This window comes from uncultured Eubacterium sp. (assembly GCF_937958975.1).
Lineage (GTDB): Bacteria > Bacillota > Clostridia > Lachnospirales > Lachnospiraceae > Eubacterium_G.
Genome location: NZ_CALGRE010000033.1, coordinates 34507 through 49397, shown reverse-complemented (window position 1 = coordinate 49397; position 14891 = coordinate 34507). Strand labels below are relative to the sequence as shown.

Below are 14891 nucleotides of genomic sequence, written 5' to 3'. Positions count from 1 at the left end.
AATGCAGTAGTTAATATTCAGCAGCCAGCTTGGGCAGCAGAAAATGGTATTTACATGAATGTACCAGCAGGAATCAGCGAAGTATCCGTTAATGGTGTTACAGAAAATGTAGCAACAATTGATGGTGCAGGTGCAGTAGTATTCCTTTCAGCATTAACACAGGAAGTAAATGAAGTTGTAATTAAACATGGACTTGGAACAGCAACAGTTTCAATTAAGAAAGTTGCAGCAGAACCAGCTCAGACATATACTGTAACAGTTGATGGAAACAAAGTTGCAGAAGTAGAAGAAGGACAGACATATACACTTGGAGATGCTAAGTATGGATATTATGCTGACGGACAGATGTACAAAGCAGGAACAGCTCTTACAATTACAGGTGATGTAACATTAACATCAGTAAATGAGCTTGCTGTAACAATGGCAGGTGGAGCAGCAATTAAGACTTCAACACCGGCAGGACTTAAGTTCCAGGCAACAGTAAATTCAAACAATGCAGATGCAGTTAAGTCAGATGCTATCAAAGAAGGAATGTTAATCACAGCAAATGATATATTTGAAAATAACAATTCTGTATTAGATTTGACAAGTGCATATACAAAACTTAATATTGAAAACAGCGGATGGGCAAATGCAGATACAATGACATATTGTGGAGCAGTTGCAAACATCGTTGAACAGAACTATGTAAGAGGTTTCATCGCAAGAGCATATGTAACAGTATCATATACAGATGGAACATCAACAACAATTTACTCAGATATGGGTTCAGTAAGAACCGTAAGCCAGGTAGCTTCAGCAGTTAAGAATGATGGATATAAGGGTCTTAATGCAACTGAAATCAGTGTAATTGATTCATTTATTAAGTAATTAAGGGAGGAAGAAGAATAATGAGAGAATTATATAACAGCCCTGTTGCTGAAGTAGTTGAATTCGATGTAAAAGATGTTATTACTACAAGCGGTGAAGATGTAGGATTTATCGATAATTTTACGGCAGGAACATCTGAATCCGCCAACGAGAGTTCAGGATGGACAGGACTTTACTAATAAGTTAAAAAGCAATATTTTATTGTAAATATGAGTCGTCTCAGAAAATAATCTGAGGCGACTTTTTTCTGTTAGTGATGATAAAAAAGTTTTTATTTATTGTGTAATAGAATAAAAGCCAGAGAAAAAGGGCAATGTCGCATTATAAAATTCAAAAATTGTAAATCTTATACGAAAAAAAATAAAAATTCTTTTATGTTTCCAGGTAATTGCATAAATTTTTTTTGTTGGATATAATGTAATTGTATAAAAATTTATGTAGGAGGGAGAGCTTAATATGAATAAGACTTTCAAGAAAGTCCTTTCAGTTGTATTATCTTTGGCTATGGTTATCACATCCATTACAGTTTATAACACAACCGCAAAGGCAGATGAAGAAGTGGCAGTGACTGCTACAGTAAATAATGGCATGATAGATGCCAGTTGGTCACACCCGAGTATTGATTTTGTGACAGAAGCATTTTATCTTAACAAAGCAGATAACATTGTTTTAGATGCAGCACACTATGCAAAAGCAGCAAACGGATATGTGTGGACAATCAATGACCCGACAGGTTTAAGAACAGCTTTGGATACGGTTGTTTCAACAAACGACGGTTCTGTAAATGTTTCAGACGGAGGAGATTTCGTTATCACTGTTCAGTATTTTGATGCTGATGGAAATGTTGTTGCCAGTGGTACATCAAATGTGGTTAGCACTGAAACTGTTGTGAACACAGATTTAAATCTAAGAGTGGAACGTTACGAGACGAATACTGCATATCTTAAATGGGATTTAATAAAAGGTGCAGCAAAGTATGAAGTATATAATGCAGACACAAATGAGTTGATGAAAACTCAAAATTCAGCTACTACCGATTGGACAGACGTTGCAATTCAGCAGGGTGTAACTTATAACTTGGTTGTAAAGGCAATTGATGCAAATGGCAGTGAGATTGAAATTACAAATAATACTGCAACTGCTTATCAGGAAGTTGAGGAGCAGACAACAGCTTCTGACGTTCCGGATACAAAACCGGAAGAGAATGATATTACAAAAGTTGACACATCATCATGGGTTGCCCTTGAGGTGAAAGGTGGTACTGTTGAAGATTCTTATGCAGTTAATGCAGCACATGGATTAAGTCAGGCTGTATGGTGGGGAATTTATGCACCACATTCAGAAGCTGCTTATCATAATGAAAGAACAAATTGTATTTTAGGAGATGCAGCAGCGTTTGTATTCCAGAGAAGTGATGTGGTAAGTATCTGGGTAAACGGAGTTAAGTATGCTAATCCATCTACGGCATTTAATAATCAGGGTGACTGTTGTGAATTGTCAGTTGATGTGTTAGAAGATGGACAAAATGTTATTACCCTTGTACATAAAAATGGAACAATGGCTACTTTTGCTATCAAGGTTTCGGCACCAATGGGAGCTGATGCTACAGAACCGGCACAGCAGGATACAATCGACCCGGCAACTATTACAGATTGGATTGAACTTGCAGGAACATCAGATAATGGTTCTAAGGCTTATATTTCACAGGCAGCAGCAGACTTAATGGGAAATGGAGCTCTTAGAGGATTTTATCCGGCAGGACAGTCTACCAACTGGAATATTAGTGATAAAATGAAGGAACAGCCGGTATTCGGATTTGTTGCAGCAAACGGAAACCCTTCAAGCATTATTATAAATGGTGTAGAATATGTCAATGCAAAAGACCAGAGAAACGAGAAAGTATTTATTGGAAATGACTGTGTATACATAAATCAGGAATTGGTTGAGGCAGGAATTGGTGAGACAAAATATTACACAATTACAGCTGTAGGAAATCCAATAGGCACATTTTTGATGAAGGTTGAAGGTGCAGCACCGGTAGTAAAATATAATGTAACCGTTGATGGAATTACAACAGAAGTAGAAGAAGGACAGACATATACACTTGGAGATGCTGAGTACGGCTACTATGCTGACGGACAGATGTATAAAGCAGGAACAGTTCTTACAATTACAGGTGATATAACATTAACATCAGTAAATGAGCTATCTGTAACAATGGCAGGTGGAGCAGCGATTAAGACTTCAACACCGGCAGGACTTAAGTTCCAGGCAACAGTAAATTCAAACAATGCAGATGCAGTTAAGTCAGATGCTATCAAAGAAGGAATGTTAATCACAGCAAATGATATATTTGAAAATAACAATTCTGTATTAGATTTGACAAGTGCATATACAAAACTTAATATTGAAAACAGCGGATGGGCAAATGCAGATACAATGACATATTGTGGAGCAGTTGCAAACATCGTTGAACAGAACTATGTAAGAGGTTTCATCGCAAGAGCATATGTAACAGTATCATATACAGATGGAACATCAACAACAATTTATTCAGATATGGGTTCAGTAAGATCAGTAAGCCAGGTAGCTTCAGCAGTTCAGAATGCTGGATATCCGGGTCTTAATGCAACTGAAATCAGTGTAATTGATTCATTTATAAAATAGTCAGGGAGGATAGGACATAATGAGAGAATTATATATTAGTCCTGAAGTTGAATTGATAAAATTTGATGTAAAAGATGTTATCACTACAAGTGGTGAAGATGTTGGATTTATTGATAATTTTACGGCAGGAACATCTGAATCTGCCAATGAAAGTTCCGGATGGACAGGACTTTACTAGAAAAAAGTATTATGCGCTTCAGGGGAGACTCTGGAGCGCTTTTATTATATAGGAAATTCCTTCGAATTTCCTATATAATAATAATGCTCCGCAGCCGAACTCTTTATTTTGGTTTAAAAAAACATAATTTAGTGATATAATCAATGAAAAAGTGATTTATACATATAATAATATATTGGAGGTGTATTATAATGAATGATAAAGAAAAAATGATAGATGATATTGTGGCGATGCTAGATGGAAGTGTTGCAAATGGTGATGGGCATATCAATGTAAAGGTTGATGAAAAATTAGAAAGTTCGAAGTCAAAAGAGGTAATAAGAGGGTGTGCAGAATGTTCAATAAATCCTACGGCATGCAGTATTCCTACAGCAGAGTTACCGGGTGATGATGAAATGTAAAAAAATTAACGTGAATCTGAATACTTATAGATGAATAATGAGCCGTCAAAAATGAAAGAATAATAATGAATATTGAAATTGCAAATTTGAATGAGAAGGTATCAGATGGGAACAAAAAAAATTTCTAAAGTATTCTTAAGATATGTATTCATTACGTTTACGGCTTTTATTTATGCAGCAGGGATAGCGTTATTTTTAAATCCAAATAATTTAGCACCCGGAGGAGTATCCGGTATTGCCATAATATTAAGAGAGTTATTTCCGATGCTTCCCGGAGTGGGTATGATAATTCTAATTATTAATATACCCATTTTAATACTTGGTGCATGGAAGTTTGGTAAAAATTTTATTTTGTCAACTTTATATACTCTTGTGGTATCGGCAATAATGATTGATGTAATTCCTATTATTTTTCGTTTAGATGCAGTAACGAGGGAGCCTATGTTAGCAGCAGTAATAGGAGGTGCTCTTTTAGGTCTGGGAATTGGATTGATGTTTCGACTGGAAACTACTACCGGAGGTATGGATATTATTGTAAAGATTGTAAAACAGGGGAAACCATACTTAAAGACGGGACAGATATACCTTATGCTGGATACTGTTATATTAGTTGCATCGGCAATGGCATTTCATAATATTGAGGTTGCATTATTTGCTGCAATTGCCATTTATGTATCCTCGATTGTCATGGACCGGGCAATATATGGTGGCGATGAGGCGACTCTTGTATATATCATTAGTAGAAAAAGAAAAATTATTGCAGTTAGAATGCTACAGGAATTAGGTGTTGGTGTGACAATGCTGCAAGGAATGGGAGCATATAGCAGTGGACACACAGAGGTAATTATGTGTGTTATGAGAAAGCAGACATTAGTAAAAGTCAGAAATTTATTAAAAGAGGTGGATTCAGAAGCATTTATGATTGTATCATCTGCAAAAGAAGTGTTCGGTGAAGGATTTAAAGACCACTTTAAAGCAGAAATATGACGAACTGTGAAAGAATTAGTAAATGATAAATATTTACAAAAGCGGATAGTTAGTCTAAAATAAGTAAGGTATTGCTTATTTTGGGAGGACGATATGGCAACTTTAAAAGACGTAAAGAGAATTGTAATAAAAGTGGGGACATCTTCATTAACCCACAGTACAGGAAAAACGAATATAAGACAGATAAAAAAACTGGTCACAGTGATATCTGATATAGTAAATTCCGGAGTTGAAGTGGCACTTGTTTCATCGGGGGCTATTGCAGTAGGTGTAGGTAAAATCGGTCTGAAAGAAAGACCTGTCACAACAGCAGGAAAACAGGCAGTAGCCACAGTGGGTCAGTGTGAATTGATGTTTATGTATGATAAAATGTTTGGCGAGTATGGTCATACGGTAGGTCAATTTCTGATTACAAAAAGGGATGTAGATAATATAGAGAGCAGAGAAAATCTGATTAATGCATTTGAGAAGACTTTTGAATTTGGTTCTATACCTATCATCAATGAAAATGATGTTGTGGGAGTCGAAGAAATTGTATATGGCGATAATGATAATTTATCGGCAATCGTGGCAAAACTAATACATGCGGATGCATTGCTCATTTTAACAGATATTGATGGCTTATATGATGGTGACCCGAATAAAGACGAGTATGCCAGAATTATACCGGTAGTTGAGGAGATTACGGAAGGATTGTTTGAAATTGCGGGTGGAAAAGGTTCAAAATTTGGCACTGGTGGAATGATTACGAAGCTTCAGGCAGCACAGATTGCCACAGAAGCGGGAATCGATACTGTGGTGATGAATGGTGGAGAACCGGAAAATATTTATAAAATCATAGAAGGACATCAGGTTGGAACGTTCTTTGTGGCAAAAGACATAAAACAGTCACGCTAGGCATGACTGTTTTAATTTATATCAGCTACGAGGAAAAAACAATGAAAGATAAGAAAGGATTTGCATTATGCTAGAACAGTTAGGAATAAAGGCGAAAAATGCCGAAAAGGTTTTAATGGTAACAGGTACGGAAGAAAAGAATAGAATATTAAAGAACATTGCAGATGCCTTAATACAAAATACAGAAAAGATTATAAAGGCAAATGATATTGATATTCAGAATGGAAAGAATAATGGGATGGCAAATTCTCTTCTTGACAGATTGAAATTGGATGCAAAAAGAATTGAGGGAATGGCAAAAGGCGTGAGAGATATTGCCATGCTGCCGGACCCGGTTGGAAAAGTTTTAAGTGAGACATTAAGACCAAATGGACTTAAGATTCAGAAAGTAACTACTCCCCTCGGTGTAATAGGCGTTATTTTTGAGGCGAGACCGAATGTTACATCGGATGCAGCGGCTCTTTGTCTGAAATCAGGAAATACAGTGATTCTACGAGGCGGAAAAGAGGCAATTCATTCAAACAAAACGATTACAGAGATTATGCGTAAAGCGGTAAAGGAAACCGGTTTTCCGGAGGATATTATACAGTTAGTAGAAGATACTTCCCGAGACAGTGCCAATGAACTGATGAGAATGAACCGGTATGTAGATGTTCTGATTCCGAGAGGTGGAGCCGGTTTGATACAGGCGGTTGTCACAAACGCAACAGTTCCGGTAATCGAGACCGGGGTTGGAAATTGTCATATTTATGTGGATAAGGAAGCGGATATTGATATGGCTGTGGAAATTGTGTTTAATGCAAAAACAGACAGAGTGTCCGTGTGCAATGCCGCAGAATGTTTATTGATACATAAAGATATTGCAGAGCGGGCTTTAGGAAAAATAAAAGCCAGATTGGATGAAAAGTCAGTAGAACTTGTAGGAGACGAAAAGTCGAGAGCGCTGGTCGGCGGAATTGAAGCGGCAAAAGACAGTGACTGGGAAACTGAGTATCTGGATTATAAGATGTCTGTAAAGATTGTTGAATCGATGCATGAGGCTATTGAGCATATTTATAAATATAGTTCAGGACACAGTGAATGTATTGTTACGAGAGATGCAGCAGCGGCAGAAGAATTTTTAAATAAAATAGATTCCGCAGCCGTTTATGTGAATGCAAGCACAAGGTTTACAGATGGAGGAGAGTTTGGATTTGGAGCTGAAATTGGAATATCAACTCAAAAATTACATGCAAGAGGACCGATAGGGCTTCCGGAGTTACAATCGTTTAAGTATAAAGTCTACGGTGATGGACAAATTCGATAAAATGTGACAAATATATACAATAAAAAACAGAGTTCACAAAATTTTAAAGGTTAATTAATAGAATAAAATAAAAAAATATTGTAAAATAATAAGGTATATTATGGAAAAGTTGTTATTTATTATTAATCCGAAGGCAGGATTGAAAAAAAACAAGCATTTTATAGATGATGCGATATATGTATTTGAGAAGGCCGGTTACAAAGTAGGAATCAAATATACAAGGCAAAGAGCAGATGGAACAAACATCGCCATGCACTATGGAAATGACGTGGATTTGATTGTGTGCATGGGTGGTGATGGAACATTAAATGAAGTGATTCAGGGTATGATAGAGGGAAATGTAAATACTCCTCTTGGATATATACCGGCCGGTTCTACCAATGATTTTGCAAATAGCCTCGGACTGGAATTAGAACCGAAAAAGGCTGCTGAGTTTATTGTATCTCACACGGCACGTCCCCTGGATATGGGAGAGTTTAATGGAAGGCATTTTGCCTATACTGCATCTGCCGGTATTTTCACGAAGACGTCTTATTCTACACCTCAGGAATTAAAAAACAGGCTGGGGCATTTCGCATATATATTGCGAGGAGTCAGAGAATTGTTCCAAATCAGACGTTTAAAATTAAAAATAGAATTAGGAGATAAAATTTATCAGGGAAAATATATCTTTGTTGCTATCAATAATGCCACTAAAGTGGGAGGTATTATGAAGTTAGATAAAGACCTGGTCGAATTTAACGATGGTGTTTTTGAGCTTATGCTGGTTGAATTTCCTAAGAATTTTATTGAATTTATAAAACTTGCAGGTCAGATTTTATTGCAGAAGTTTACAGGAAAGATAACTTTGGAACAAATTGATTCGGCAAGAATAACAGATTGTTCGGATATAGATTGGTCATTAGATGGCGAAAAAGAGACAGGAAGGGCGGTAGTGAACTTTAAAGTAGTACATGATGCAATTAACTTTATATATTGATAGAAGCGGGAGAGAGAAAGGAGATTTATGGCATTAAAAAAAGAGGATGTTAGAATATTTACAGAGAAGTATAGTAAGGTATGCAAAAAAAATGATAGTGTTGCCAGGGAGTTGTTTACAGAGTATGGTGTAAAGAGAGGACTCCGGGATTTAAACGGAAAAGGTGTTCTGACGGGAATCACAAATATTTCCAGAGTAGAGTCATCAGAGATTGTCAATGGTAAAAGTGTTCCATGTGATGGAAAGCTGTATTTTCGAGGATATCAGATACAGGATTTGGTGAAAGGTTTTATGAGCAGCGGAAGATTTGGCTTTGAAGAGGTGGCATATTTATTACTTTTTGGAGAATTGCCGGTGCAGGAGGAATTAACAGAATTTAAGGAGATGGTATCGACATCCAGAAGGCTTCCAACAAATTTTGTCAGGGATGTGATTATGAAGGCACCAAGTTCTGATATTATGAATTCATTGACAAGGAGTGTGCTGACACTTGCTTCTTACGATAAAAATGTTTCTGACACTTCTTTAGAAAATGTTATACGACAGTGCATTCAGTTAATAGCCGTATTTCCAATGATGTGCGTTTATGGTTATCAGGCATTCAATCACTATAAAAAGGGGGGCAGCCTTTATATTCACAGACCAAAGGCAGAATTGTCTACCAGTGAAAATTTTCTTAGGATGTTGAGACCGGATATGAAGTATACAGAGTTGGAAGCAAAGGTGTTGGATTTGGCTCTTGTATTACATATGGAACATGGTGGTGGAAATAATTCCACATTTACTACGAGAGTTGTCACTTCATCGGGTTCTGATACATATTCCACAATGGCAGCGGCGCTGTCTTCGCTGAAAGGACCAAGACATGGTGGTGCGAATATTATGGTCGTGGAGATGTTTAAGGATATTAAGGAAAATGTTTCAGATGTGACTGACGAAACAGAAGTGAAAGAATATCTTAGAAAAATATTGAATAAAGAAGCTTTTAATAAAAAGGGACTGATTTATGGAATGGGGCATGCAGTGTATTCTGTCTCAGACCCTAGAGCGGAGATTTTCAAAGCGTTTGTTGAAAAATTGGCAATGGAGAAGGGCAGAGAAAAAGATTTTGCCTTATATAGTATGATTGAACGTCTGGCGCCTCAGGTAATTGCAGAAGAAAGGCAGATTTATAAAGGGGTCAGCGCTAATGTGGATTTCTACAGTGGTTTGGTTTACAGTATGTTAGATATCCCCGAAGAGTTATTTACACCAATGTTTGCAATAGCAAGAATTGTGGGATGGAGTGCTCACCGAATCGAAGAACTGGTTAATGCGGATAAGATTATGCGGCCTGCATATGTCAGCAATTGCGGTTATTATGAATATACAGATATTGAAAATAGAACAAAATAAAAGTTAGAATGAAACACCTCTTTATATGTGGCTTACATATACAGAGGTGTAGTTATTATGGTAGATTGGAGGAATGTTACATGAAGTTAACACAGAGTGACGTCGATAAAATAAAAGAGGAGATTGAGCATAGAAAGCTAGTTGTTAGACCGGAAGCGATTGAAGCTGTAAAAGAGGCAAGAGCACATGGAGATTTGAGCGAAAATTTTGAATATCATGCGGCAAAGAAGGATAAAAATAAAAATGAAAGCAGAATAAGGTATTTGGAAAAAATTTTAAAGACAGCGACAATTATTACTGATTTGTCAGCTGAGGATGAGATTGGACTAAATAACACAGTTGAAGTTTATTTTGAAGAAGATGATGAGACAGAGAAATTTAAGATTGTCAGTACAATGAGAGGAGACTCTGTCAAGGGCCGTATCAGTAATGAGTCTCCCATAGGAAAAGCGCTGATGGGGCATAAAGTAGGTGACAGAGTCGAAGTAAGAGTGAATGATACGGTCAGCTATTTTGTTGTTGTAAAGTCTATTGAGAATACCGGAGAAGAAGAAACAGATACGATTAGAAGTTATTAGTAAAAATAGAATTGAATGAGGTAATATGCTGAAAATTTTTACAAGTTATACTCCGGGAGCGGGTAAGAGTTATCTTATGCTACAGAGAGCCATAGAGGAAAGAAAATCCGGTAAAAAAGTGTTTATTGGTTATTTTAATAGGAAACACAGGGATATGTCAAAACTGCCCTGGAAAGAGGATTTGAAAAAATGTTCTGTGAGCATAAAAAAGAAAGAAGATATAGATTTTATTGTCAAAGAAAACCCCGATATTGTGGTCATGGACGAAATGGGAATGCAGGTGACAAAGAATACGTTTGTTTATCATATTATAGAAGTATTGTTAGAGAACCAAATCGATGTTTATACTTCTGCTAATTTAAAGAGATTTCAGTCAATTAACCCATTATTTCGAAAGATTTCAGGAATTGGCATACGGACAACAATACCGGATTGTTTTCTTGATATTGCCGAAGAAATAATTTTTGTTGACAGAAGACCGGAGTTGATGAAAGAAGATTTTGAATCCGGAAAATTATTTGGGGATAAATATATGAAATCAAAGATTATGAGAAAAAACTTTTGTTTAGAAAATCTTATTTCATATAGAGAATTGAGTATAGAATATTTAAAGCGTTACAATAATATAGAAATCATTCAAAGACACGAATAGACATTTTTTATAAAAGGTTTGGTACAAAATGAAAGGTAAATTAACAAAGACGCCGGTAGTAATATTACTTGCTATGATATGCTGCCTTTTATGGGGGTCAGCATTTCCATGTATTAAAATTGGATATCGGTTATTTCATATCAGTAGTGGAGAAACGGCATCACAGATTTTGTTTGCCGGAACAAGGTTTGCCATTGCCGGAGTGATGGTTATTGTAGTTTTTAGTTTGATGACAAAAAAGTTAATCAAACCATCCAATCCTGGGAAAATAGTAATATTAAGTTTATTTCAGACCGTTTTACAGTATGTTCCTTTTTATATTGGACTTGCACATACTACCGGGGTAAAATCATCTATTATAAATGGTTCCGGTGTATTTATAACAATACTTGTGGCATGTCTGATTTTCCGTCAGGAAACATTGACAGCAAGAAAAATTGTAGGCAGTATATTAGGTTTCGCAGGTGTAATTATTGTAAATCTGACCGGAAATACTCTGGACTTCGGGATGAGTTTTTTAGGCGAGGGATTTATTATTGCATCTACAATATCATCTGCTTTTTCCTCAGCGTTTATCAAGAAGTTTTCTAAATCAGCAGATGTGGTAATGCTGAGTGGCTATCAATTTTTTTTCGGTGGACTTTCGATGATTATTATAGGAATATTGTTCGGCGGAAAACTTTATGCTGAGAATTGGCTAAGTTTGCTTCTCTTGCTATATATGGGATTCATTTCAGCAGCAGCATATACTTTGTGGAGTATTTTATTAAAATATAATAAGGTATCTAAAATATCTGCATACAAATTTATGAATCCGGTGTTTGGTGTCGTGCTGTCGTTTGCATTTTTGCACGAGACTAGTCAGATGGGAGTGCAAATTGTTGGTGCATTAGCATTGGTTTGTGCAGGAATTTATATTGTAAATGCAGGTGATTTGAAATATAATGAAAAAAGAATACGAAAGAGTGAAAATTAAAATTTAGCGGAGGTCTTTTATGAATATTATGCACGACATTAATCCTGATAGAATTACACCGTCTGATTTTATTGCTACAATAGAAATCAGTAAGGGGAGCAAGAAAAAATATGAATTGGACAAGGAAACAGGTTTGATTATTTTAGATAGGATATTATATTCTTCAGTACATTATCCTGCGAATTATGGGTTTATTCCAAGAACTCTTGACGAGGACGGAGACCCATTGGATGTTTTGGTTCTCTGTTCTGAACCGATTGAAACGATGTCTCTTGTAAGATGTTATCCGATTGGGGTTATGTATATGATAGATGGCGGTGATATGGATGATAAGATTATAGCGATTCCTTATGGAGACCCTACATATAATTGTTATACAGATATTAATCAGCTTCCGTCTCATATATTTGATGAAATTAAAAATTTCTTTAATATATATAAATCTTTGGAGGGAAAAGAGACGAAAGTGGATGAATTTGGTGGACCGTTAGACGCAGCAAAGATTATTTATAAATGTATTGATATTTATAATGATTCATACAATCAGTAATGTCTGCAACAGTTCAATAAAAATAATATGGGCATGAGGTTTTACAGAAATGAATATAAATAACAAACTAAGGTTATTGAGAGAAGAAATGGCTAGGCACAATATAGATATCTATATTGTGCCTACTTGTGATTTTCATGGTTCGGAAGAAATTGGGGAATTTTTCCAGACAAGAAAATATATGTCAGGTTTTACCGGCTCGGCCGGTACATTGGTTGTCACAAAAAATGAGGCATTGCTTTGGACTGACGGAAGATATTTTGTTCAGGCGAAGGAGCAGTTAGCGGGAACAGAAATCAGATTAATGAAAAGCGGTCAGAAAGGTGTTTTGACAATTCGGGAATATATAGAAAGACAATCCGGGAATATCGGGTTTGATGGGCGGATGATGTCAGCGCATGAGGCAGAGGGTTATAGAACGCTTGGAGTGAAAATTAATTCTGATTTGGACTTAGTTGGAAAGATATGGAAGGACAGACCAGGGATTTCCTGTGAAAAAATATGGATTTTAGAAGAACAGTATGCAGGGAAAACAGCAGGTGAAAAAATAACAGAAATAAGGGAGAGGATGAAAGCTGAGGGAGTTGAAGTATTGTTGATTACTGCACTGGATGAGACAGCGTGGATACTCAACCTGAGAGGAAATGATATAAAGTGTTCTCCGGTTTTTATGTCATTTATGTTGTTGACAATGAAAGAAAGTATTGTTTTTTGCAGTAAAGAAGCTCTTGGAAACCCTATCTTAGAGTATTTAAAGCATAATGATATAGAAATTAAAGATTACGATGAAATTTATGGTTTTGTAGAGAGTATAAGAAATAGTAAAATTTGGCTTGATAAGTCGACAGCAAACGATAAAATAATTAACGTAATTCATAACAGCAATACCATAATGGACAAACTTTCCCCGGCATTAAAATTAAAAGCAGTAAAAAACAAAACAGAGATAAAAAATATGAAAAAAGCACATATTTTAGATGGTATTGCTATGACTAAATTTATTTATTGGCTCAAAAGCAATGTGGGAAAACAATATATGGATGAGCTTTTGCTTGGGAAAAAGTTGGAGGAATTTCGAAGCGTGGCCGAGAGCTATTTAGAGCCGAGTTTTCCTCCGATTGTTGGATATAGAGAGCATGGAGCAATAGTACATTACAGTGCGACAGAAAAGACAAACTATCGTATAACAGATGAGAGTATGGTTCTTATTGACAGTGGTGGACATTATTTGGAGGGGACTACAGATATAACAAGAACAATTAGTCTTGGAAATGCGACGGACAAAATGAAAAAGATGTACACAGCGGTATTAAAAGGTCATTTGAATCTTTTGGCGGCAGTCTTTAAAAAAGGGTGTACAGGTGTATCTCTTGATTATATTGCAAGAAAACCGTTGTGGGATATGGGAATGGATTATAATCACGGCACAGGTCATGGAGTCGGATATCTATTGAATGTTCACGAGGCACCAAACGCATTACGCTATCGGATGCTCGAAAATTCAGAATTGAATGCAGTGTTTGAGCCGGGTATGGTTACATCTAATGAGCCGGGAGTGTACCTGGAGGGAGAGTTTGGTATCAGAATCGAGAATCTTATTGTATGTCAGGAAAAGGAAACGAATGAATATGGGGAGTTTCTTGAATTTGAAACATTGACATATGTACCATATGATATGGAATTGATTGATGAGAGTCTGATGAGTGAGGAAGAAATTAAACTGCTTCATAATTACCACAAAAAGGTTTATGAAAAAATATCTCCATATTTAGATAGTCAAGAGAAAGAGTGGCTGCAAACATTTGTAACTTATTGATATTTATTATAAATTTGGTTTAATAAAAAGATAAATGTCGGGTAATGGAATGATTACAGGCAGGTGAAGTAATAACAAAAAAGACCTCTGCATAAAATGTACAAAGTATATTCTATACAGAGGTTTTTTTGAAAGCATATATTGAAGAAAGAGTATTAGAAGCGGCAGATTATATTATCGAAAATAAAGCAACGGTAAGACTATGTGCGAAGCAGTTTGGAATTAGTAAAAGTACAGTACATAAAGATGTATCAGAACGTTTGGTGCAGATTAATCCGGGACTTGCCGCAGATGTGAGAAGTGTTCTGGAAAAAAATAAAAAGGAAAGACATATAAGAGGGGGGATGGCGACAAGAGAAAAATATTTAAAAAACAAAACTACGTTTTAAACATGTAATCTTACTATAGAGGAACGGCAAAAGCGGTTTTAAATATAAAAAAAAGCCTTAACCGGAATAACCAGTAAGGCTGTTGTTTACGGGGGACCTAGTGGGAATCTCACCCACTAGGTTGAGTATGAAAAACTTAAAATACGTCATTATAGGGTATGACGTATACAAACTATGTGTACAAGCACTTAACTTGTACATCTTGTATATTAAGGGGTAAATATGTCTAAAGTATGAACGAACTGTAAAA

Annotated in this window: 16 protein-coding genes; all 16 read left to right on the top strand. The window is 36.1% G+C overall.

What is annotated here, in order from left to right:
* Nucleotides 1-870: hypothetical protein (locus Q5O86_RS05300; RefSeq protein WP_302626105.1), on the top strand; the 870-nt coding region annotated here is incomplete at its 5' end.
* A 20-nt stretch (nucleotides 871-890) separates the two neighbouring features.
* A complete protein-coding gene (locus Q5O86_RS05295) occupies nucleotides 891-1049 on the top strand; it encodes a hypothetical protein (RefSeq protein ID WP_302626104.1) in 159 nt (52 codons plus the stop codon).
* 277 nt (nucleotides 1050-1326) lie between these two features.
* Complete coding sequence (locus Q5O86_RS05290) at nucleotides 1327-3537, top strand: hypothetical protein (RefSeq protein WP_302626103.1); 2211 nt, start codon at nucleotides 1327-1329, stop codon at nucleotides 3535-3537.
* 19 nt (nucleotides 3538-3556) lie between these two features.
* Nucleotides 3557-3715: a hypothetical protein gene (locus Q5O86_RS05285; protein ID WP_302626102.1), complete on the top strand. Its 159-nt coding sequence runs from the start codon at nucleotides 3557-3559 to the stop codon at nucleotides 3713-3715.
* Nucleotides 3716-3906: 191 nt separating this feature from the next.
* Nucleotides 3907-4116 carry a hypothetical protein gene (locus Q5O86_RS05280; protein ID WP_302626101.1) on the top strand — a complete coding sequence of 70 codons (210 nt, stop codon included), beginning with the start codon at nucleotides 3907-3909 and terminating at the stop codon, nucleotides 4114-4116.
* A 105-nt stretch (nucleotides 4117-4221) separates the two neighbouring features.
* A complete protein-coding gene (locus tag Q5O86_RS05275) occupies nucleotides 4222-5103 on the top strand; it encodes a YitT family protein (RefSeq protein ID WP_302626100.1) in 882 nt (293 codons plus the stop codon).
* Nucleotides 5104-5196: 93 nt separating this feature from the next.
* A complete protein-coding gene (proB, locus tag Q5O86_RS05270; protein ID WP_302626099.1) occupies nucleotides 5197-6000 on the top strand; it encodes a glutamate 5-kinase in 804 nt (267 codons plus the stop codon).
* Between the two features lie 67 nt (nucleotides 6001-6067).
* Complete coding sequence (locus Q5O86_RS05265) at nucleotides 6068-7306, top strand: glutamate-5-semialdehyde dehydrogenase (RefSeq protein WP_302626098.1); 1239 nt, start codon at nucleotides 6068-6070, stop codon at nucleotides 7304-7306.
* Between the two features lie 100 nt (nucleotides 7307-7406).
* On the top strand, nucleotides 7407-8285 hold the full coding sequence (locus Q5O86_RS05260) for a diacylglycerol kinase family protein (RefSeq protein ID WP_302626097.1): 879 nt from the start codon (nucleotides 7407-7409) through the stop codon (nucleotides 8283-8285).
* Nucleotides 8286-8312: 27 nt separating this feature from the next.
* Nucleotides 8313-9680, top strand: coding sequence for a citrate/2-methylcitrate synthase (locus Q5O86_RS05255; protein WP_302626096.1), 1368 nt, complete (start codon nucleotides 8313-8315; stop codon nucleotides 9678-9680).
* An 80-nt stretch (nucleotides 9681-9760) separates the two neighbouring features.
* Nucleotides 9761-10258: a transcription elongation factor GreA gene (gene greA / locus Q5O86_RS05250; RefSeq protein WP_302626095.1), complete on the top strand. Its 498-nt coding sequence runs from the start codon at nucleotides 9761-9763 to the stop codon at nucleotides 10256-10258.
* 25 nt (nucleotides 10259-10283) lie between these two features.
* Entirely contained in the window at nucleotides 10284-10910 is a 627-nt protein-coding gene (locus Q5O86_RS05245) for a hypothetical protein (RefSeq protein ID WP_302626094.1), read from the top strand.
* A 28-nt stretch (nucleotides 10911-10938) separates the two neighbouring features.
* On the top strand, nucleotides 10939-11886 hold the full coding sequence (locus Q5O86_RS05240) for a DMT family transporter (RefSeq protein WP_302626093.1): 948 nt from the start codon (nucleotides 10939-10941) through the stop codon (nucleotides 11884-11886).
* A 19-nt stretch (nucleotides 11887-11905) separates the two neighbouring features.
* Nucleotides 11906-12436, top strand: a complete 531-nt coding sequence (locus Q5O86_RS05235; RefSeq protein ID WP_302626092.1) for an inorganic diphosphatase — start codon at nucleotides 11906-11908, stop codon at nucleotides 12434-12436.
* A gap of 49 nt (nucleotides 12437-12485) precedes the next feature.
* Complete coding sequence (locus Q5O86_RS05230; protein ID WP_302626091.1) at nucleotides 12486-14252, top strand: aminopeptidase P family protein; 1767 nt, start codon at nucleotides 12486-12488, stop codon at nucleotides 14250-14252.
* Between the two features lie 128 nt (nucleotides 14253-14380).
* Nucleotides 14381-14641, top strand: coding sequence for a sporulation transcriptional regulator SpoIIID (spoIIID, locus tag Q5O86_RS05225; RefSeq protein WP_302626090.1), 261 nt, complete (start codon nucleotides 14381-14383; stop codon nucleotides 14639-14641).
* Nucleotides 14642-14891 lie beyond the last annotated feature (250 nt).

Bases quoted from the DNA above. Each gene is read 5' to 3' on its own strand.
- Q5O86_RS05295 (WP_302626104.1), top strand. From the start codon at position 891: ATGAGAGAATTATATAACAGCCCTGTTGCTGAAGTAGTTGAATTCGAT.
- Q5O86_RS05290 (WP_302626103.1), top strand. From the start codon at position 1,327: ATGAATAAGACTTTCAAGAAAGTCCTTTCAGTTGTATTATCTTTGGCT.
- Q5O86_RS05285 (WP_302626102.1), top strand. From the start codon at position 3,557: ATGAGAGAATTATATATTAGTCCTGAAGTTGAATTGATAAAATTTGAT.
- Q5O86_RS05280 (WP_302626101.1), top strand. From the start codon at position 3,907: ATGAATGATAAAGAAAAAATGATAGATGATATTGTGGCGATGCTAGAT.
- Q5O86_RS05275 (WP_302626100.1), top strand. From the start codon at position 4,222: ATGGGAACAAAAAAAATTTCTAAAGTATTCTTAAGATATGTATTCATT.
- proB (WP_302626099.1), top strand. From the start codon at position 5,197: ATGGCAACTTTAAAAGACGTAAAGAGAATTGTAATAAAAGTGGGGACA.
- Q5O86_RS05265 (WP_302626098.1), top strand. From the start codon at position 6,068: ATGCTAGAACAGTTAGGAATAAAGGCGAAAAATGCCGAAAAGGTTTTA.
- Q5O86_RS05260 (WP_302626097.1), top strand. From the start codon at position 7,407: ATGGAAAAGTTGTTATTTATTATTAATCCGAAGGCAGGATTGAAAAAA.
- Q5O86_RS05255 (WP_302626096.1), top strand. From the start codon at position 8,313: ATGGCATTAAAAAAAGAGGATGTTAGAATATTTACAGAGAAGTATAGT.
- greA (WP_302626095.1), top strand. From the start codon at position 9,761: ATGAAGTTAACACAGAGTGACGTCGATAAAATAAAAGAGGAGATTGAG.
- Q5O86_RS05245 (WP_302626094.1), top strand. From the start codon at position 10,284: ATGCTGAAAATTTTTACAAGTTATACTCCGGGAGCGGGTAAGAGTTAT.
- Q5O86_RS05240 (WP_302626093.1), top strand. From the start codon at position 10,939: ATGAAAGGTAAATTAACAAAGACGCCGGTAGTAATATTACTTGCTATG.
- Q5O86_RS05235 (WP_302626092.1), top strand. From the start codon at position 11,906: ATGAATATTATGCACGACATTAATCCTGATAGAATTACACCGTCTGAT.
- Q5O86_RS05230 (WP_302626091.1), top strand. From the start codon at position 12,486: ATGAATATAAATAACAAACTAAGGTTATTGAGAGAAGAAATGGCTAGG.